17 protein-coding genes are annotated in these 18,023 nt (G+C 64.0%); 2 read left to right on the plus strand and 15 right to left on the minus strand.

The features are described 5' to 3' along the window. Positions 1-536: 536 nt before the first annotated feature. The 7 genes from B5D38_RS14905 to B5D38_RS14935 all read right to left on the minus strand — a co-directional run bounded on the left by B5D38_RS14905 (position 537) and on the right by B5D38_RS14935 (position 7,699). Positions 537-917 carry a response regulator gene (locus tag B5D38_RS14905; RefSeq protein ID WP_078709230.1) on the minus strand — a complete coding sequence of 127 codons (381 nt, stop codon included), beginning with the start codon at positions 915-917 and terminating at the stop codon, positions 537-539. Next, entirely contained in the window at positions 910-2,544 is a 1,635-nt protein-coding gene (locus tag B5D38_RS14910; protein ID WP_245319253.1) for a PAS domain-containing protein, read from the minus strand. Before B5D38_RS14910 ends, B5D38_RS14905 begins: the two co-directional genes overlap by 8 nt. Further along, positions 2,442-3,887, minus strand: coding sequence for a GAF domain-containing protein (locus tag B5D38_RS14915; RefSeq protein WP_078709231.1), 1,446 nt, complete (start codon positions 3,885-3,887; stop codon positions 2,442-2,444). Before B5D38_RS14915 ends, B5D38_RS14910 begins: the two co-directional genes overlap by 103 nt. Positions 3,888-3,969: 82 nt before the next feature. After that, positions 3,970-5,106, minus strand: coding sequence for an HWE histidine kinase domain-containing protein (locus tag B5D38_RS14920; RefSeq protein WP_165690873.1), 1,137 nt, complete (start codon positions 5,104-5,106; stop codon positions 3,970-3,972). A 73-nt stretch (positions 5,107-5,179) separates the two neighbouring features. Then, a complete protein-coding gene (locus tag B5D38_RS14925; RefSeq protein ID WP_078709278.1) occupies positions 5,180-5,863 on the minus strand; it encodes a Crp/Fnr family transcriptional regulator in 684 nt (227 codons plus the stop codon). A 256-nt stretch (positions 5,864-6,119) separates the two neighbouring features. Continuing rightward, positions 6,120-6,560, minus strand: coding sequence for a response regulator (locus tag B5D38_RS14930; RefSeq protein WP_245319254.1), 441 nt, complete (start codon positions 6,558-6,560; stop codon positions 6,120-6,122). Between the two features lie 215 nt (positions 6,561-6,775). Next, positions 6,776-7,699 (minus strand): AraC family transcriptional regulator, encoded by a 924-nt coding sequence (locus B5D38_RS14935; RefSeq protein ID WP_078709234.1) that lies wholly within the window; start codon positions 7,697-7,699, stop codon positions 6,776-6,778. 75 nt (positions 7,700-7,774) lie between these two features. Between B5D38_RS14935 and B5D38_RS14940 the strand changes: the two genes are divergently transcribed. Then, a complete protein-coding gene (locus B5D38_RS14940; RefSeq protein WP_078709235.1) occupies positions 7,775-8,602 on the plus strand; it encodes an oxidoreductase in 828 nt (275 codons plus the stop codon). A 225-nt stretch (positions 8,603-8,827) separates the two neighbouring features. Here B5D38_RS14940 and B5D38_RS14945 read toward each other — a convergent pair whose 3' ends face one another. The 8 genes from B5D38_RS14945 to B5D38_RS14980 form a co-directional block, all read right to left on the minus strand. Further along, positions 8,828-9,880 (minus strand): tartrate dehydrogenase, encoded by a 1,053-nt coding sequence (locus tag B5D38_RS14945; RefSeq protein WP_078709236.1) that lies wholly within the window; start codon positions 9,878-9,880, stop codon positions 8,828-8,830. 2 nt (positions 9,881-9,882) lie between these two features. Further along, complete coding sequence (locus B5D38_RS14950) at positions 9,883-11,334, minus strand: NAD-dependent succinate-semialdehyde dehydrogenase (RefSeq protein ID WP_078709237.1); 1,452 nt, start codon at positions 11,332-11,334, stop codon at positions 9,883-9,885. Positions 11,335-11,366: 32 nt separating this feature from the next. After that, positions 11,367-12,212, minus strand: coding sequence for a class II fructose-bisphosphate aldolase (locus B5D38_RS14955; protein WP_078709238.1), 846 nt, complete (start codon positions 12,210-12,212; stop codon positions 11,367-11,369). Between the two features lie 4 nt (positions 12,213-12,216). Beyond that, positions 12,217-13,140, minus strand: coding sequence for a carbohydrate kinase family protein (locus B5D38_RS14960; RefSeq protein WP_078709239.1), 924 nt, complete (start codon positions 13,138-13,140; stop codon positions 12,217-12,219). 4 nt (positions 13,141-13,144) lie between these two features. Next, on the minus strand, positions 13,145-14,167 hold the full coding sequence (locus B5D38_RS14965) for a zinc-dependent alcohol dehydrogenase family protein (RefSeq protein WP_207552963.1): 1,023 nt from the start codon (positions 14,165-14,167) through the stop codon (positions 13,145-13,147). 8 nt (positions 14,168-14,175) lie between these two features. Then, positions 14,176-15,447: a TRAP transporter large permease gene (locus tag B5D38_RS14970; protein ID WP_078709241.1), complete on the minus strand. Its 1,272-nt coding sequence runs from the start codon at positions 15,445-15,447 to the stop codon at positions 14,176-14,178. Between the two features lie 2 nt (positions 15,448-15,449). After that, complete coding sequence (locus B5D38_RS14975; RefSeq protein WP_078709242.1) at positions 15,450-15,923, minus strand: TRAP transporter small permease; 474 nt, start codon at positions 15,921-15,923, stop codon at positions 15,450-15,452. A gap of 81 nt (positions 15,924-16,004) precedes the next feature. Continuing rightward, positions 16,005-16,991 (minus strand): TRAP transporter substrate-binding protein, encoded by a 987-nt coding sequence (locus B5D38_RS14980; protein WP_078709243.1) that lies wholly within the window; start codon positions 16,989-16,991, stop codon positions 16,005-16,007. 183 nt (positions 16,992-17,174) lie between these two features. Between B5D38_RS14980 and B5D38_RS14985 the strand changes: the two genes are divergently transcribed. After that, the gene (locus tag B5D38_RS14985; protein ID WP_165690874.1) at positions 17,175-17,936 is read left to right on the plus strand and encodes a DeoR/GlpR family DNA-binding transcription regulator; all 762 of its coding nucleotides are present in this window, start codon (positions 17,175-17,177) and stop codon (positions 17,934-17,936) included. Positions 17,937-18,023 lie beyond the last annotated feature (87 nt).

Below are 18,023 nucleotides of genomic sequence, written 5' to 3' on the forward strand. Positions count from 1 at the left end.
CCATTAGGAGATTTCCGGGCTCACGGTCAATCGGGAGACTCTCGCCCCACCGCGTCAACTCATTGGTAACGTTAAGGTGTATGGTTTCGTCACTGTTCGCGCTCCGGTGCCGCGACTGCAGCTCACAACGCCCGATCCGTTAAAATTCGACCAATTGTTCCAGTTAGATCAATATCTTATTGGTTTAGTATCAGCGAGTGGACCTCTCGCCACGCTAAGCCGAAGGAACGTAGACCGCAGCCATATGGCCATGCGGCCAGGCCGTTTGGACGGAATTCGAACCGATAGCGTCTTACGGCCTAATCCGATGGATGTTCGCGAATACGGCCGACCTGTGCCCCTTAAGTATCAGTCGCCAACATCCACCTTAATACTGCACGACAAATCGGGTGGAGACGCCCGCAAAGTGGTTCTGAAGAGGCAGCAAATCAAGGTGCGCAACGCCTCGATGTAAGCACCCGGCGATGCTGTCGCGTTGCTGGCGATCCCCTTTGGCCGCGCGTCGGCCCGGTCGGCGCCTCGGCGAAGCCGATGCGTCACGACGGCCTGTTCGGCAGCACCGACGCCAGGGTCCGGATCAGCTTTTCCGGGCTGACCGGCTTCTCGCATCGCGGGATGCGCTCGAAGCGCGAAGGGATCATCGGCTGGTCGTAGCCGGTCGTGAACAGGAACGGCACGCCTCGCTGGATGAGCCGCTCGGCAGCGGGGAAGATCGTCTCGCCGCCGAGGTTGATGTCGAGAACGGCGGCATCGATGCTAAGCGCGGCGTCGATCAGGTCCATCGCCCTTTCCAGGGACGGCGCGGGGCCGATGACGGACGCCCCAAGGCGCGTGAGTTCCTGCCGCAGATCGGTCGCGGTAAAATATTCGTCCTCGGCGACGAGGATGGCGCGCCCGGTCAGTGTTGTTTCAGACATGGGCAGGCTCCGTGACATTGCTTGCGGATACGGGGACGGTGATCGTGCAGTGGACGCCGTCCGGGCCGAGCTCGAAGCGGGTTTTGGCGTCGAGCTGGTAGGGCAGCGCCTGCTCGATCAGTTCGCGGCCCTGGCCACCGCCTTGAGGCGCGGTGCCGGCGGGCGGCATCGTCACGCCGCTTTCGCGCCAGTCGATATGGAGGCGCGGGCGCCCCCGGCGATCGGGCTCGATCATCTGCCACGAAATGGCGAGGCGCCCCCCCGACTGGCTTAATGCGCCGTATTTCACGGCATTGGTCGCCAATTCGTGGAACGCCATGGCCAGCATCTGGACCATGCTGGAACGCAGCCTGATGCCGTTCGGCCCGTCAAGCGTCACCCGGTCGGCGGCGCCGTCCATCGCTGACAGCTCGGTGCGCATGAGCTCGTCGAACGCCACCCGGTCGGTGTCGCTCAGGCGGGAGAGGAGGCTCTGGACCCTCGCCAGGGCATCCAGCCGATCAGCGAATCTCCCCCGGAAGTCGGCGAGGTCCACGCTTGCTTCACCCGTCCGGTCGGCGGTCGAGCGAACGATGCCCATGAGGTTGCGCGTGCGGTGCTGGAGCTCGGCCACCAGGATCTTCTGCCGCTCCTCCCATTCGCGCCGCTCGGTGATGTCGGTCATTGCGCCGATCATGCGCAGCGGAGTGCCATCGTCATCATAGAAGAAGCGACCTCGTCCGAAGAGCCAATGAACGGAATGGTCCGGATGAATCACGCGGAACTCCCGGACGTACTCCTCATGACGCTCCATCGCCCGGTACAGCGCCCCCTCGGTCGTCGCCCGGTCGTCGGGATGGATGCGGGCTGCCCAGGTGTCGTAGCTCGGAGTGACCTCGCCGACAGCATAACCTTCCATGCGGAAGTGCTCGTCGGACCAGTGGATCTCGCCGGTGCGCACGTTCCAGTCCCACAAGCCGAGCTTGCCGACCTCGACTGCGCTGCGCAGGCGCTCCTCGCTCCGCTCGATCCTCTCCCCCGCAAGCTTGGGCAGGGTGATGTCCTGCCCGATGCCTCCGACCATAGTGACCTTGCCAGTGGCGTCGACGATCGGAAAATCGGTGTTGCGCAGCCAGCGGATTTCGCCGTCGCTCGGCCGCCGAACACGGTATTCGAAGGTGGCGTGCTCGCCGTCGCGTACCTTTCGAATGCTCGCGGTCGCCTTCTCGCGGTCCTCCGGAACGACCAGCTCCAACCAACTGCGGTAGTTGTTGCCGGACAAAGCCTCCTCGCGGCTGAGGCCATAGATCGTCTCGAAGGCCGGCGTCAGGTACTGCCACTGCAAGGTCTCGCTGTCGCGGATCCACAGCACGTCTTGCGAGGCCGCGCCGAACTGGCGGAGTCGCTCCTCGCTTTCGCGCAACGCTTGCTCCGCCCGGGCGTGCTCGACCGCCGCCCAGGTGCGCTCGGCCACGTCCCGAGCGAGGTCGGCTTCCGCGTCGGTCCAGTGACGCACCTGACTATCGTTCAGGCCGAGCACGGCGACTAGCCGGCCCTCCTTGACCAGCGGAATGCCGAGGGCCGCGCGCGCCGAAACCGAGGCGTAGGCTTTCCTGCGCTCCTCGTCGAAGCGAGGATCGGCCAGCACGTCGGTGGTTCTTGTCGTTCTGCCGGCCCGCCATTCCGACAGCCAATGCGGCGCAAAGTCGCCCACGGAATAGGTGCCAGCGCCACACTGATGCCGCCGGCGTAAGTGACAAGGATGCGGGCCGTGTCCTGATCCCTGCCGATTTGTGCGAAAAAGGCGCGGTTCGTGCCAAGCGCCTCTGCGAGCACGCGCGCCGCTTCACGCTGGATGGCCTCCGGATCGGCGATGAGGCGCAGAGCATCGCTGAGTTTGAGCAGGAAACTCTGTCGCTCCTCGCTTTCCTGCAGCTGTTTGTTGGCGTTCACCCGTTCGATCAGATCGGCGGTCAGGCGGGCGAGGAGATCGAAGAAGCGACACTCGCGCTCGCTCGGCGCATGGCGGTCTCGCCAGTGGGTCGAGAGCATTCCGATAAAGTGTCCGCTGGACGCCTTGAGTGGCGTCGACTGGACCGATCTCAGCCCAGAGCGCCGGAACGCCTGGATCACGTCATCGCGCGCGTCGGGTGTTTCGACGTCCGACACGATGACGTGCCCGCCGGCATCAAGTGCCTGGGCGCAGGACGTGCCCATCGACGGCGTCACTTTTTGCCAGAAGCGGGCGGACTCCTCGTGAAAGCCGCGCCAGGCGAGGAGCTTGAGTTCTCCGGTCGCCGCGTCCAGCTCCTGAAGGCTGGAGGCGTCCGATTGCATCAAGGCGCAGGCGGCCTCGACCATCCGCTGATAGAGCGCCTGCGGCTCCTGCTCGCCGACGAGTTCGGCGCTGACCCTCTGCAACTCCTCCATGGCGGCGAGGTCTGCCGTCAACTGTTCCTGCGTCGCCCGCCTTTCCTCAACCAGATGCAGACGATCGATGACGGGACCGAGAATGGTGGCGTAGGTGCGCAGGAACTGGATCTCGTCCTCGCCAAATTCGCGCGGCTCGGTGTCGTCGACCTGAAGGATGCCATAGGGACGCTCGCCTGGGACGAAGATCGGCACATTGATCAGAGCGACCACGCCGGCGTCCCTCATGAAGCGGGGAACGCCGAACCTCGTCTCCGTGGCGATATCCTGAGAGATGACCGGCTTGCCAACACGGATCGAGTAGGTCTCTGACGAACGCTCGCCCATGGGAAGGCGAACCTGGCCGACAACGTCCGGTCCCCAGCCTACGCCGGCGCGCACGAAGAGTTCCTGCCGCTCGTTCTGGATCTCCAGAACCTTTGCGCGGCCGGTGCCGAGCGCATCGCCCACCAGCCGGCAGGCCTCCATGAGCACCTCGTCAAGGTCGTCGGAACGGATGGCGAATTCGCCGAAGTCAACCAGCACCTGCTGGCGCTTCATCAGCTGGTGAGGATCAAGCATGGAAGCCTCTCCGGTTCCGGGAGACGCACAGCCGACATATCCTGTCGCGGCCGTCCAGGGTCGTTTCGCCACCCGAAAATCCCTAACGGTTCTCCGCGATGATTCGTTCTGTCAACGGCATCTCGATCCTGCAGCGCAACCCGTTTGGCTCGAACCGCCGCTCGACCTTGGCCCCAAGCTGGTAATCCAGCGTCCGGTCCAGCAGTTCCGTGCCAAAGCCCTCGCGAGGCTCGCGCGGAGGCGGCCCCCGAACCCCGCTCTCCTTCCACTCCAACACGAGGCGGCGGAGCGGCGCCTCTCCCCCCACGGACCACCGGATGGCGATATGACCCCGTGGCGCCCCCAACGCGCCGAACTTGATGGCGTTTGTCGTCAGTTCGTGAATGGCGAGCCCGAGCGTCTCCGCGCTCTTCGCCCGCAGGGTGATGGGCGGCCCCTCGATCGTCACCTGGTCGCCTTCGCGGGCGGCGGCGGCGAGGAGCTCGTCCGCCAACAGCGAGCCGAGATCGACCCCGCCCAACGGATCGCGGGCCGCTGCCGACTGGACGCGGGCGAAGGCGTCGATGCGCCCCTCCAGATGGGTCGCATAGTCCTCCGGCGACGCGGCGGTCTCGGCGCTGCGCCGAACGATCGAGCGGATCACGGCCAACATGTTCCTCGTCCGGTGCTGGAGTTCGAGCATCAGCCGCCGCTCGCGTTCCTCCGACCGTTCCCGCGCAGCGCCAAACAGGGCGCCGTCCGCGAAGTCTGTCGTTGCCGCATTGGCCGTGCAGTGAAATCCGGCGACCACGCCGGCCTCGTTCCGCAGCGGCGTCCATGTCCATCCGGACCGGGCGAACGCGCCGCTTTCAGGCATAAGGCCGAGCGGCAGATCCGCCGTCTGCTGGGACCGACCGTTCAGGACGGCCTCGATGATGGGGCGATAGGCCTGTCGAGCGTCGTTCCACGCGTCGGCGAGCGGCCGGCCCAGCGCCGCCGGGTGCCGTTCTCCCAGAAGGACGGCCAGCGCGTCATTGTAGAGCAGCAGGCGGTCGCTCCCCCAGGCAACGCAGGCGGGCTGACGGGTCGCGAGCATGATCTCGACCGCTGTCCGCAGGGCAAGCGACCAGGTCTCGACCGACCCAAGGCTGGTCTGCGACCAGTCGTGGTTCCGCAAGAATTTCGCGGTTCCGCTGTCGCCGGGGGGCCAGTCGACCAATGCGGCGGAAGCCTCCGTCATCGTCATCGCTCCGTGCTCGATCCTCTTGAAACGGTCGAAGCGGCCTGCCGTTCGCTCCTAATACGCCAGTCGGCTAGATATTGGCGTCGAAGTGCCGTCCTTCGTGGTCGAGATGCAGATAGTTCGCATCGAACATCGAAGCTTCCATCAGCGCCCGCAGATCCGGGATCGTCAGTTCGCGCTGCTTGAGGACGATCATGCCCGCCGCGCGATAGTCCTGAAGTGTGCGATTGACATGGACGAGGGAGAGGCCCGTCGCCTCGCCCAGGACCGACTGTGTTAGAGGAAACGGGCAGCTCGTGCCATTGGTCAGCCCGACCGTCCGCAGACGAAGAAACAGTTCGCACAACAGATGTCCGATCCGCTCCGCCGCGTTGCGCTGGCCGAGACTCATTGTCCATTCCCGCTGCGTTGCCGCCGCAACCAGCGCCTCCCACCACAGCGCCTGGGTGATCCGCGGATGCCGGTCGATGATCTCTTCGAAGGCCGAACGCGGGATCTCGGCGATGGTGAGCGGCGTGAGCGCGCCGATCGAATGGTCCATCTGCCGCAGAATGAAGATATTGAGATCGCATAGATCGCCAGGGACGAAGAAGGAGACGACCTGCCGCCGACCGTCCGGCAGATCCTTGTAGCGGCGCCCCCAGCCATCCAGGAAGAGGTTGATCACCGTGGGCTGGTCGCCCTCCCGCACAATATCCTCTCCGGGCGAAAAAGTGCGTGTACGTTGCGAAGCGATGCGGTCCAGAACCGCCATGTCTTCTGGCGACAGGCGCGTGAAAGCCCCCAGTTTGCGCGCTAGGACGTTCGCCAATCTCTGTTCCACCCCTCGATCTATCCATCGTGCTAGATAACGGCCGAGGCGCCGACGAAGATTAACCTGTCATAAAATGCGCCGTCATCCTCGGTGTTTTCTGTCCATCCGTCCAAAGAACCGCGCAAAGCGGCCGGCCCCGGCCGCACATGATCAATCGGTGAGGTGACACGGCAGCACCGCTCTGCCGGCCGGGGGCTTAAGTGTTCCTGCCGAGCAGCCTGGCAACGGCGGCGACGAGGTCCGAAAGCAGAACCGGCTTTTCCAAACGTTCGATGCCGACGAACTCCGGCGGAATGGCCTCCCTGTCGTAGCCGGTGATGAAGACAAAAGGGATGCCGAGGTCCTTGAGCGTCTCGGCGAAAGCGAAGGAAGGTCCCAGTCCCAGGTTGATGTCGACCACGGCGGCGCGCGGCCGCTGTTCCTCCAGCTCCATCCGAGCAGCTTCCTCACTGGAACAGGGGCCGAGAATCTCGGCTCCCGCCTCCCGAAGAACCCGGGCGGCATCGGCCGCGAGGTAATACTCGTCCTCCACCACCAGGATGCGGCACCCGCTGAAACTCGCTTCGTCCGTCATGCCCGATAGTCCCCCGACATCGACCTCAGACCCATCCGCCGCGACGGTGTTGCCCCCACTCATTGGATGGCATTCGACGCCATTATTCCGCTCCAACCGGCCGGTGACAACACCTCCCATCGCCGCAACCCATAATGGCATCCAGTCGCAACCCGAGTCGAGCGGGCTCGTGCCGGCGAGAGCCTCGGCGGCTCCTGGCGCAGAGAGCCATTGTTCGTGATCGACAAGGGCGAGCGGCGCTCTCTCATCGCGGATTTCCAGGGCTGACGACCATTGCCTCAAACGATCTCACCCAGATGCTCGCGCACCCAGCCCGCCTCTTCCGTCGGGCTGCGGCCGAAGTGGCGTCTGAAGTCCCGGCTGAATTGCGCCGCGCTGGCATAGCCGACCTCGCCTGCGATGGCGGCGACAGGACCGTTCCGCCGCGCTATCATGAGGCGCGCCTCATGCAGCCGGATGGCTTTGACATACTGGATCGGCGTGCTGCCTGTCAGTGCCTTGAAATGCGCATGGTAGGAGGGAACGCTCATGCCCGCCGCCGCGGCAAGGTCGGGCACCGATAGGCCTGTGCTGTAGCCTTCCCGTATCCGAGCGAGACTGCGGACGATCCGGCCGGTGGTGCCGCGCTGTTGCAGCGCGGCAACAAGCGCCCCGCCCTGGGGGCCTATCAGCACCCGGTAGTGCAGCTCCCGCAAGACGCCCGGTCCCAGGATGGCCGACTCGGTCGGGTCGGCCAGCATCCGCAGGGTCCGCCGAAGCATGTCCTCGATCGCAGGCTCCATCCGGCTGGAAACAAGACTTCGCGCCGGCTCGGTTTTCAAGTTCCGGTGCTGCGCCTCCAGCTGGACGGCGATCTCGGCTGCGAGTTGCAGGTCGAAATCGACGTAGATCGCCAGCAAGGGCTGCTCGGAGGTGGCTTCAGAGGTCATCCTGAAAGGCACTGGCACCGCGACGGCCAGGTAGTGATCGGCATCGTAGCGATAGACCGTCCCATCAAGCAAACCCTGCTTGGAGCCTCGCAGAACGAAGACCGCCCCCGGCCGGTAGAGCACGGGAACATCCTCGAGGATCACGTTAGACCGGAGGATACGGATGGAAGGCAACGCCGTCGGATTGTAGCCCGGCTTTGGCGCGAGAGGAAAAGCGAGATCCGTCAGTGACGCCGCCACGCTCGAACTCATAGGATCAGGCAATGAACTCATATGATCCGACCTATTTACGCGACGCCTAGGATAATATCCGTCAAGCCTTGATGGAATTCAATCCGTGAGGCGTTCATGTCAAGCAAGACCTTCTTCATCACCGGCTCCAATTCCGGATTCGGCTTTGCCATCGCAAAGGCAGCCCTTCAGGCCGGACACAAGGTCATCGGCACCGTCCGCTCGGAGGAAGCGCGGGCCTCTCTGCTGGAGCGACTGCCGCGGGCGAGCGCGGTGCGCTGCGATGTCACCGAGTTCGACCGCATTGCGGACGTCGTCGCAAAGGTCGAACAGGAGCATGGCCCAGTCGATGTCCTGATCAACAATGCGGGCTATGGCCATGAGGGCGTTTTGGAGGAATCCCCGCTCGACGAGATGCGGCGGCAGTTCGACGTGAACGTCTTCGGCGCGGTCGCTGTCGCAAAGGCCTTCCTGCCGAGGTTCCGGCAGCGGCGCAGCGGCTTCATCGTCAACGTGACGTCGATGGGCGGAATGATCACCATGCCGGGCATCGCCTACTACTGCGGCAGCAAATTCGCGCTGCAGGGCATCTCCGAGGTCATGCGCGCGGAAATGGCGCCCTTCGGGGTCCATGTCACGACGCTGTGCCCAGGCTCTTTCCGCACGGATTGGGCCGGTCGCTCGATGGTCCGGACGAAGCGTTCGATCGCGGACTATGATGCGCTCTTCGATCCGATCCGCGCGGCACGCCAGCAGAAGGATGGCCGGCAACTCGGCGATCCCGCGAAATTGGCGGATGCGGTTTTGACCCTCGTCGCCTCGGATAATCCGCCGCCGCAGCTCCTGCTGGGCAGCGATGCTCTGGAACTGGTGCGGAACCGGATCGGACGGATGACGCAAGAGATCATGGACTGGGAGCAGCTGAGCCGCTCGACGGACGGCTGAAGCAGCCACGCAGGTAGCCTCGTGCTGCTCTTCAAGCCGCGTGATCGCTGACTGCTTCGGAAAGCCTGGCCCTAAGCAGTCATCGCTCGAAGGGAGCGAAGCGGACATTCGTTGCGCGACGCTCGAATGGCTCGTTCAATCGGCGCCATCGCGCCGCGATCAGGATCATCGGAAGCGAGGGGGCGATGCCTTCCGCGACCTCTTCCCTCTCGGTCCGCCCCTATGTCATCGGATCGCCTGCGCCACGGCTTCGGCCATTTCCCAGGTCGATGCCTCGCCACCGCAGTCCGGTGTTACCGTCTGCCCGGCGGCGGTGGTCGCCTCGAGCGCTGCGATCACGCCTTCGGCGGCAGCGACTTCCCCGAGATGTTCCAGCATCATCGCCCCGGCCCAGATGCTCGCGGCGGGGTTTGCGAGACCCCTGCCCGCGATATCGGGCGCCGATCCATGCACGGGCTCGAACATCGAGGGACCGCCGCCGGCAGGATTGAGGTTGGCCGATGCGGCAAAGCCCAGACCGCCTTGAATGGCCGCGCCGAGATCGGTGAGAATATCGCCGAAGAGGTTTGACGCGACGACGACATCCAGTGTCTCGGGATGGGTCACCATGCGCGCGGCCAAAGCGTCCACGTGATAGCGGGTCATTCTCACGTCCGGAAAGTCCGCCGCAACCTCCTCGGCAACCTCGTCCCAGAAGACCATGCTATGCTTCTGAGCGTTCGATTTGGACACCGAGGCAAGTCGTCCCGAACGCTGGCGCGCCTTCTCGAAAGCGTAGCGAAGGATGCGCTCCACGCCGTGCCGCGTAAAAATCGCGGTTTCCACCGCCACTTCCGCTTTCGTTCCCTGGTGAACGCGTCCGCCCGCTCCGGAATACTCGCCTTCGGTGTTTTCCCGAATGCACAGGATGTCGAAATCCTTCGCGCGCAGCGGGCCGTCGACCCCGGCGAGCAACCTGTGCGGCCGCATGTTGACGTAGAGGTCGAACTGCTTGCGGATCGGAAGCAACAGGCCGTGCAGCGACACGCTGTCCGCCACCTTGGCGGGCCATCCGACGGCGCCGAGCAGAATGCAGTCATGGGTCTGCAACCTCTCGATGCCGTCTGCGGGCATCATCCTCCCGGTGTCGAGATAGGTTTGGCAGGACCAGTCATAGCGCTGCGTCTTGAGGGCAAAATCGAATCTTGCAGCGGCTGCTTCCAGCACCAGCATGGCCGCGTCAATCACCTCGGGACCAATTCCGTCCCCCGGCAACAAGGCGATGTTATGGGTTCTCATCTTCAGGCATCCATCCCCAGCCCGCCGAGGCAGACATATTTCGTATCGAGGTAATCCTCGATGCCGTAGCGCGAGCCTTCCTTGCCGAAGCCGCTCTGTTTCACGCCGCCGAACGGGGCGACCTCGGTGGTGATGATCCCTTCGTTGATCCCGATCAACCCAAATTTCAGGGCTTCGGAGACCCTGAAGCTTCGACCAAGATCGCGGGTATAGAAATAGCAGGCAAGGCCGTATTCGGTCGCGTTCGCCGCTTCGACGACCTCCGCTTCACTTTCGAAGCGGAAAACCGGTGCGACCGGACCAAAGATCTCATCGCGAGCGACATTCATTTGCTCGGTCGCTTCAGCGACGACCGTCGGCTGAAAGAAGAGGCCTTGCTGACGATTCCCGCCGCATACGATGCGGGCGCCTTTCGCCTCGGCATCGGCCAGGAACTCTTCCACTTTCGATAGCGCGCGGGCATCTATGAGCGGACCGACATCGGTCTGCGCCGCCGTTCCGGGTCCGAGCTTCAAGCGGCTGACCGCTTCGGAGAATTGCGCGACGAACCGGTCGTAGATTGCCGACTGAACGTAGATCCTGTTTGAGCACACGCAGGTTTGGCCGGCGTTGCGGAACTTCGCGGCGATCGCTCCCTCGACGGCTGCGCCAAGGTCGGCATCGTCGAACACGATGAAGGGCGCATTCCCGCCGAGTTCCATGGAGCATCGCTTCACGGTATCCGCCGCCTGTCGCAGCAGCATTTTGCCGACAGCGGTCGAGCCGGTGAAGGTGATCTTCGCAACATCCCGGTGTGAGGTGAAGAGCCCGCCGATCTCGCCTGCGTCGCCCGTGACGATGTTCACGACACCGGACGGGATACCGGCGCGCTCGCACAGAATGCCCCAGGCGAGAGCGCTATAGGGTGTTTGGCTGGCGGGCTTGGCGACGAGGGTGCATCCGGCGGCGAGCGCTGGCCCGATCTTGCGTGCGAGCATCGAGGACGGGAAGTTCCAAGGCGTGATCGCGGCTACCACACCCACCGGCTCCTTGGTCGTCATGATCCGCCGGTTGGGCCAGGGCGAAGGAATCGTTTCGCCATAGACGCGCCGTGCTTCTTCGGCGAACCAGCGAATATAGGCCGCCGACATCCTCACTTCGCCGAGCGCCTCGGTCATCGGCTTGCCCTGCTCGCGCGTGAGCAACTCGGCCAGCGGCTCCAGCGCGGCTTCGATTTCGTCGGCGAGGCGATGAAGCATCTTGGCGCGCTCGGCCGCCGGAAGGGCCGCGAATGCCGGGAACGCCCGCTTGGCCGCCTCAACCGCTGTTTCCGCTTCCTGCCGCCCGGCCTTCGGGACGACGCCGATCAGTTCGCCGGTGGCGGGATCGTGGACCTCGACATGATCGGCGGAGTTTTCGATCCATGCACCGTCGATATAGAGAGCTTCCTTCCGGAAGTCTGACCAGTCCGGCATGCCTTTCCCCGTCGAAGGGCCTAAGGAGGCGCTCACGCCTTGCCCTCGGACCTGCTGATCTTCAGCTTGTCGAAGACGAGCTTGTCGACGATCTGCCTGCCGCGCTCGAAACAGGCGTAGATGTTGTCGCCGGCCTCGACGCCGGCGTGAACGCCCTTGAGGAAGCCAAGGCGAAGCTCCGTGCCGACATTGAGCTTCTTGATGCCCATGTCGAAGGCCTTGCGGAGCGAGGCGTCCGGAACGCCCGAACCGCCGTGCAGAACGAGAGGCGTGCTGGTTGCCTTCAGAACCTGGTCGAGAAGCTCGAAATCGATCTTCGGCTCGGACTTGTAGATTCCGTGGGCCGTACCGACAGCCACCGCCAGGGCATCGGTCGTCACCTTGCCGACGAACTCCTCGACGACGCTCAACTCGACCTTGTTCGCCTGGTCCTCGCTGACGACCAGGTCGTCCTCCACGCCCGGAATACGGCCGAGCTCGGCTTCCACCGAGACGCCGAGCGGCCGGCACATCTCGACGACCTCGCTCGTCACGGCGATGTTCTCGGGCAGCTGTCGCGCCGAGCCGTCGATCATGATGGAGGTGAAGCCAGCCCGGAGCGCCTGCATGACCTGGGCGGGGTCCTCCGAGTGGTCGAGGTGGAGGCTCACCGGCAGCTTGGAGCGGCTGCAGTAATCGCGCAGCATCGCGGCGATCGGTTCGATCTTGCCGTCCTTCGCCGCACCCTGCCCGACACCGATGATAATTGGCGCTCGGTTCGCCTCGGCGGTGCGCAGGAAGGCCTGGGTGATTTCGATGCAGTCGGTGTTGAACTGGACCACCGTATAGTCCCGCGCCACCGCGTCCGACAAAAGTTCCTTCATGGGAACGAGAGGCATGACTCTATCCTTTGATTGGGAGAAGCGTGAGCGCGAGGCGTTCAGCCTCGGCAAGGGTGGGAATGCCGCCTCGCCCGCCGATCGCGCGGGTCGTCAGGGCGGCGAAGGCGTTGGAAAAGGCGAGGGTCTGGCGCAGGCCCCATCCCTGGAGGCACGCGAACTGGAAGGCGCCGTGGAAGTTGTCGCCGGCGCCCGTCGTATCCTTCACATTGATTCCGGTGGCGGCCTGCATCGCGACGACCTCGTCGCCGCGCACCGCGAGGCTGCCCTCTTCGCCGAGCGTGATGCAGACGGTCTGCGGCCCCTGCGCCTGAAATGCGCGCGCCAGGGCGAGCGGATCCGTCACGTTCGCGGCCTGGCGACGCGCTGAGGCGATGTCGGGAATGTAGATGTCGATCGACGGCAGCAGGGTGGCCAACTCGTCACCGCCAATATTGCCGCCGTCGAGAAGAACCGGAACGCCCTTCTGCCGCGCCTCCGACGCGACCAGGCGGGCGAGATCGGGATTGTTGCCGTCGGCGAGCACGGCCCGGGCGGCGCCGATCCGTTCGAGATCGATGGCATCGAGACGAATGGCGTTGATGCATCCGCCATAGACGGCCATGGCGCGGGCGCCCGAGGGTTCCACCAGGACCGATGCGACGGTCGATGGCACGCCTGCCAGCCGCTGAACTCCGGAGAGATCGATGCCGTCGGCGCCAAGCTCCGCCAGGATAAGATCGCCGATATGGTCGGTCCCCACGGCAGTGACCAGCCCGGTGCGGGCGCCGAGGCGCGCAAGCGCGGTGGTCGCGGTCGCCGCCGGCCCGCCGCCCCCCGCGACATAGCCCGACGCGGGGATGCGGGTATCGCTCTGCGGCAGGCTCGCGACCTCCACCAGGAGGTCGAAGCCGGCGCTGCCGAAGCTGAGACAGTCGAGGGGTTTCACCGGATCACCCGTTGGGCTTGATGCAGATCTTCAGGCCGGCGCCCTGGCGGGCGGCATCGAAAGCCTCCTGGATCTGATCGAGGCCGAAGCGGTGGGTGATGAGCCCGTCGAGGCCAAGCTGCGGCATCAGCTGCAGGATGCGGTGGTGCGTGAAGGGGTTGCGGATCGAACCGAGAATACTGAGCTCGCGCGAGAACACGAGGTTCGGTTCGATCTCGATCCGGCGTCCCGGCGCCATGACGCCGAAGAACAGAATGCGCCCGGCGCGCGCGGCCAGTCGCGGGGCGAGCTCCGCCGTCGCGGGAACACCGGCCGCGTCGATCACGACATCCGCCCCGCCTTCCGTCAGCTTTTCGATCTCCTGCGCCAGATCGACGGCACCGGGATCGAAGACATGGCGGTAGCCGAGCTCTAGGATGGCTTCGCGCCGGGCCTCGTTCGGCTCCGAAAAGATGATCTGCGCGGCGCCGCGCTTCTGCGCCAGCTTCGCCAGAAGGATGCCGGCGGCACCGCCGCCCAGGATCACGACGGCGTCACCGATTCCGACCGCAAGGCGCTCGATGCCGTTCATCACGCAGCCCAGGAGCTCGGCAAGAGCGGCCTCCTCCCCGGAAAGGCCGGCCGGGACGTGATAAACCACGTCGTCGCGCACTGTCGCGTACTGGGCAAATCCGCCATTGAGGTTGATCCCCCAGGCCAGGCGGTCGGTGCACAGATGCGGCTTGCCGGTCCGGCATGGCTTGCACCGGCCGCAATAGATGTGCGGTTCGACCGAGACGAGGTCGCCGACGGTACAATTTCGTACCAATGATCCCGTCTTCGCCACCCGTCCGGAGAACTCGTGGCCGAGGACGACGGGAGGCTTTGATTCGAACTTGCCCTCGAGGATGTGCAGGTCCGTCCCGCAGATCGTGGCGCTGTCGATCTCGATCAGAACCTCGTTGTCGGCGGGTTCCTGGATCGGCAATTCGGTCAGAACGAGGCGTTGGGTGCCGTCGAAGACGGCCGCGGTCATGGATCTGGACATTGGGTGCCTCAGAAGAAGGTGGTGAGGAACAGGGCGACGTCGGGTACGAAGACCACGAGCAGCAGCACGAACAGCATCACGCCGAGATAGGCCGGGAGGAACCGGAAGAGCGATCCGAGCGAGGTTCGCGCGATCGCCATGGTGATGAAGAGGATCCCGCCGACGGGTGGCGTCACACCGGCGTAGACCAGCGTCATGACCATCACCAAGGCGAAATGGGTCGGGTCGATGCCGTACTGAGCCGCCACGGGCATCAGGATCGGCGCGACGAGAATGGTTGCGGAAATCGTCTCCACGAACATGCCGAGAAGCATCAGGAAGACGACCAGCAGGCAGAGGATCAGCGAGGGGCTTTCAGTGATGCCGGTCAGGAAGCCGACGATCGTCGCCGGAATCTGCTCGTAGGCGACGATCCAGTTGAGCACCGAAGCGCCCGCGATGACGAGCATGGCCATGGCCGTCAACGCCGCCGAGCGGACCAGCACCTCCACGAACATGGAGAAGGATAGTTCCCGATAGACGAAGGCACCGACGAACAGAGCGTAGGCGACGGCGATGGCTCCGGCCTCGGTCGCGGTGACGATGCCGCCGATGATGCCGCCGACGATGAAGAACGGCATGATCAGCGCCCAGAACGCTCCGCGCCCCGCGATCATGAACTCGCGCCATGTCGCCTTGCGGTCGACGCGCAGATCATAGACCCGTCCGTAGTGCCATGTGAGCGCCATCAGGCCGACGGCGATCAACAAGCCCGGCACGATCCCCGCGATGAAGAGCTTGGACACGGAAACGCCCGTCAGAGAGGCGAAGATGATCATCGTGAGGCTCGGAGGGATAATCGGTCCGAGCGAACCCGCCATGGCCTGCAGGGTCGCCGCCAGCCCCCGGGGATAGTTCTCCCGGCTCATCGCAGGCAGGGTGATGGAGCCGACGGCGGCGGTATCGGCAGCGGCGGAGCCCGATACGCCGGCGAAGATGACGCTCGTCAGGATGGAGACCTGGCCGAGGCCGCCGCGCAGATGTCCGACCGCGGCCTGGGCGAAGCGGACCAGCCGGATGGAGATCCCGCCGGCGGTCATGAGTTCGCCTGCCAGCATGAACAGAGGAATGGCCATCAGACTGAAGCTGTCGACGCTGACGAAAAGACGCTGCAGCACGAGCGTCAGCGGAAGCGGCGAAGCGAAATAGATGCCAAGGACCGCAGCGCTCGCCATCGAAAAGGCGATCGGCACGCCGGCCAGCAGGAAGCCGGCAAATGCGATGAAGGTGATCAGGGCCATGGTCAGGTGACGTCCAGGTGCGGGTGCCGGGGGTCTTTCAGACGTTTCACGCAGAAGGAGATCTGGGCGAGAAACATTCCGAAGCAGCCGATGGGGATCGCGAGGTAGACGTATTTCATTGGGATGCGCAGGATCGAGGAAACCTGCCGCATCTCGGCGGTCGCCTCTATTCCCAGCCAGACGGCAAGCGCCAGGAAAGCGCAGACGACGATGTTGGAGGCGACGAAAAGGACGAGCCATACTGGCCGCGGAAGCGCCTCCAGGATCATCTCGAAGGTGATGTTCAGCCCTTCCCGCGCGGCCAGGACACCGGACAGGTAGACGAGCCAGACGAAGAGATAGCGCGCTCCCTCGTCCGCCCAGGAAAGCGAGCTTCCGATGAAATAGCGGAACACGATCTGGGCCAGGATCACCAGGACCAGAGACGAGAACAGAACGGCGATGAAGTATTCGAACACACGCCAGGCGGCGGACATTTGCACCCCTCCCACTCTACCAACGAGCGTCGGACCCGTGGCGAGAGCGGCTCCGAGATGGATTCACGGAGCCGCGACGCGTCAGCGCGTCTTCTCGATAATGTTCCACAGATCGCTGGCGTCGTTGTCCTTCACAAAGCTCTCCACCATGGGGGCGGTGGCTTCGCGGAAGGGCTTGAGGTCCGGGGTCGAGAAGGTCACGCCCTCGTCCTTGAGCTTCTGCCGGAATTGATCGTCGATCTCGGCGTTGGCGGTGCGGAAATGCTCACCCGCCTTCTTGCCGGCTTCCATGACGGTTGCCTGCTGCTTTTCGGTGAGACGATTCCAGGTGATGTCGCTGATGTTCAGAAGGTTGAACGTCAGATTGTGCTTGGTCTCGACCCAGTGCTTGGCGACTTCCGGAACCCGGATCGCGTAGATGAATTCCTTGTGGCCCTCCATGCCGTCGACGACGTGGGTCTGGATCGCCGTATAGGCCTCGCCTGATGGGATCGGCGTGGGATTGGCACCCAGCGCGCGGAAGGTATCGATCAGGACCGGCGCCTGGGGCGTGCGGATCTTGACGCCTTTAAGATCATCCAGGGTTTCCACGTCCTTGTCGGCCAGGAGCGTATCGCGGAAGGCAACCGGGATCATTCCCACGACATGGAAGCTCGTCGCCTTGTCGACGCGCGCCTGCACCGCCGAGAGCAGCCCCTCATCCATCGCCCGGTAGGCGTGATCGATGCTATCGAAGACATAGGGCAGATCAAGAACGCCCAGCGCCAGGTCGTAATTGGCGATGACCCCCAGATCGGCATAGGTCATATCGACCGTGCCGAGCTCGAGCCCCTCCAGGAGGTCGCGCTGTCCGCCGAGCTGGCCGCCCGGATAGTTGTGCACCTCGATTTCGCCGTTGGACAGATCACCAACCAGATCGGCAAAGTACTGAGCATATTCGCGGTTCGTGCTGTGCTCGGCGGGAACATGGTGGCCAAGCTTCAGCGTCACCTCGGCTGCCTGGGCTGCGCCGACCATCAAGCCAAGGGCGGCAGTGGTCGCAAGCATGCCATTGCGGACGAAATTCATGGTGCTTCTCCCTTAAAATCAACGCGACGCTGCCGCGCCATCGATTGTGCGATTCTCCGGTCGCATTGTCTGTTTTTGTCGATTTTTGTTGTTTTGTCAACAAACGCCATGACATTCCGCCATTTTTTGACATTGATTGGGCTTTGGTAGTATCAAATGTTGAATTTTCGACATGAGGGAGTCATGAAGCGCAGCGCTGAACGACATGAGATCATTCTCGACATGGTTCGCCGCGGAGGGTTTGCGGCGATCGGCGATCTCGCTGAGGCCTGCCAGATTTCCGACCAAACCATTCGCCGCGATCTTGCCCTGCTCGAGCAGCGCGGCCTGATTCAGAAGTACCATGGCGGAGCGACGGCTCCGGAAGGCCAGTCCAGCCCGCCCTACGCCCTGCGCTCCGCGACTCATGTCGAGCGAAAGAAGGTCGTTGCACGACTGCTGAGCTCGTTCATCCCGGAAGATGCGTCGCTCTATCTCGCCGGTGGCTCGACGCTGGCGATCGCAGCCGCGGAACTCGCCAAGAAGGAACGGCTTTTCATCGTCACCAACAATCTGCAGGCAGGGGTCGCGCTCTACGAAAATGATGGCTTGCGGGTGATCGTCGCCGGCGGGCTCATACGCAATGAAAGCGGGTCGCTGACCGGCGACGACACGCTGCGCGTCATCCGGCGCTTCGTCCTCGACTTCGCGGTGATCAGCGCATCAGGCATTACCGCCGACGGGACGATTCTGGAACACGATCAGGAGGTCGTGGCTCCGATCACCGAAATGATCGCGACCTCGCGCAAGACCGTCCTCGCTGTCGACGGAAGCAAATTCGGCGACTTCGGTACAATAAAGTCCGGCTTCATTGGCGATATCGACGTCATGGTGACCGATGTGCCACCGCCCGAGCCGATCGAAAGGCTCTGCCGCGAGCATGGCGTCGAAGTCATCCATCCATGATGAAGATCGGCTCGCCCATTGCGCTGTCCATCGCCTGTTACACACGGGCGATGGACATCTGCGTTATTGGCCCGGTGATCTGAGGCT

This window comes from Consotaella salsifontis (assembly GCF_900167365.1).
Classification (GTDB): Bacteria; Pseudomonadota; Alphaproteobacteria; order Rhizobiales; family Rhizobiaceae; genus Consotaella; species Consotaella salsifontis.

Excerpts from the sequence above, each read along its gene's own strand:
- B5D38_RS14905 (WP_078709230.1), bottom strand. The coding sequence starts at position 917 with ATGTCTGAAACAACACTGACCGGGCGCGCCATCCTCGTCGCCGAGGAC.
- B5D38_RS14915 (WP_078709231.1), bottom strand. The coding sequence starts at position 3,887 with ATGCTTGATCCTCACCAGCTGATGAAGCGCCAGCAGGTGCTGGTTGAC.
- B5D38_RS14920 (WP_165690873.1), bottom strand. The coding sequence starts at position 5,106 with ATGACGGAGGCTTCCGCCGCATTGGTCGACTGGCCCCCCGGCGACAGC.
- B5D38_RS14925 (WP_078709278.1), bottom strand. The coding sequence starts at position 5,863 with ATGGCGGTTCTGGACCGCATCGCTTCGCAACGTACACGCACTTTTTCG.
- B5D38_RS14930 (WP_245319254.1), bottom strand. The coding sequence starts at position 6,560 with ATGAGTGGGGGCAACACCGTCGCGGCGGATGGGTCTGAGGTCGATGTC.
- B5D38_RS14935 (WP_078709234.1), bottom strand. The coding sequence starts at position 7,699 with ATGAGTTCATTGCCTGATCCTATGAGTTCGAGCGTGGCGGCGTCACTG.
- B5D38_RS14940 (WP_078709235.1), top strand. The coding sequence starts at position 7,775 with ATGTCAAGCAAGACCTTCTTCATCACCGGCTCCAATTCCGGATTCGGC.
- B5D38_RS14945 (WP_078709236.1), bottom strand. The coding sequence starts at position 9,880 with ATGAGAACCCATAACATCGCCTTGTTGCCGGGGGACGGAATTGGTCCC.
- B5D38_RS14950 (WP_078709237.1), bottom strand. The coding sequence starts at position 11,334 with ATGCCGGACTGGTCAGACTTCCGGAAGGAAGCTCTCTATATCGACGGT.
- B5D38_RS14955 (WP_078709238.1), bottom strand. The coding sequence starts at position 12,212 with ATGCCTCTCGTTCCCATGAAGGAACTTTTGTCGGACGCGGTGGCGCGG.
- B5D38_RS14965 (WP_207552963.1), bottom strand. The coding sequence starts at position 14,167 with ATGTCCAGATCCATGACCGCGGCCGTCTTCGACGGCACCCAACGCCTC.
- B5D38_RS14970 (WP_078709241.1), bottom strand. The coding sequence starts at position 15,447 with ATGGCCCTGATCACCTTCATCGCATTTGCCGGCTTCCTGCTGGCCGGC.
- B5D38_RS14975 (WP_078709242.1), bottom strand. The coding sequence starts at position 15,923 with ATGTCCGCCGCCTGGCGTGTGTTCGAATACTTCATCGCCGTTCTGTTC.
- B5D38_RS14980 (WP_078709243.1), bottom strand. The coding sequence starts at position 16,991 with ATGAATTTCGTCCGCAATGGCATGCTTGCGACCACTGCCGCCCTTGGC.
- B5D38_RS14985 (WP_165690874.1), top strand. The coding sequence starts at position 17,175 with ATGAAGCGCAGCGCTGAACGACATGAGATCATTCTCGACATGGTTCGC.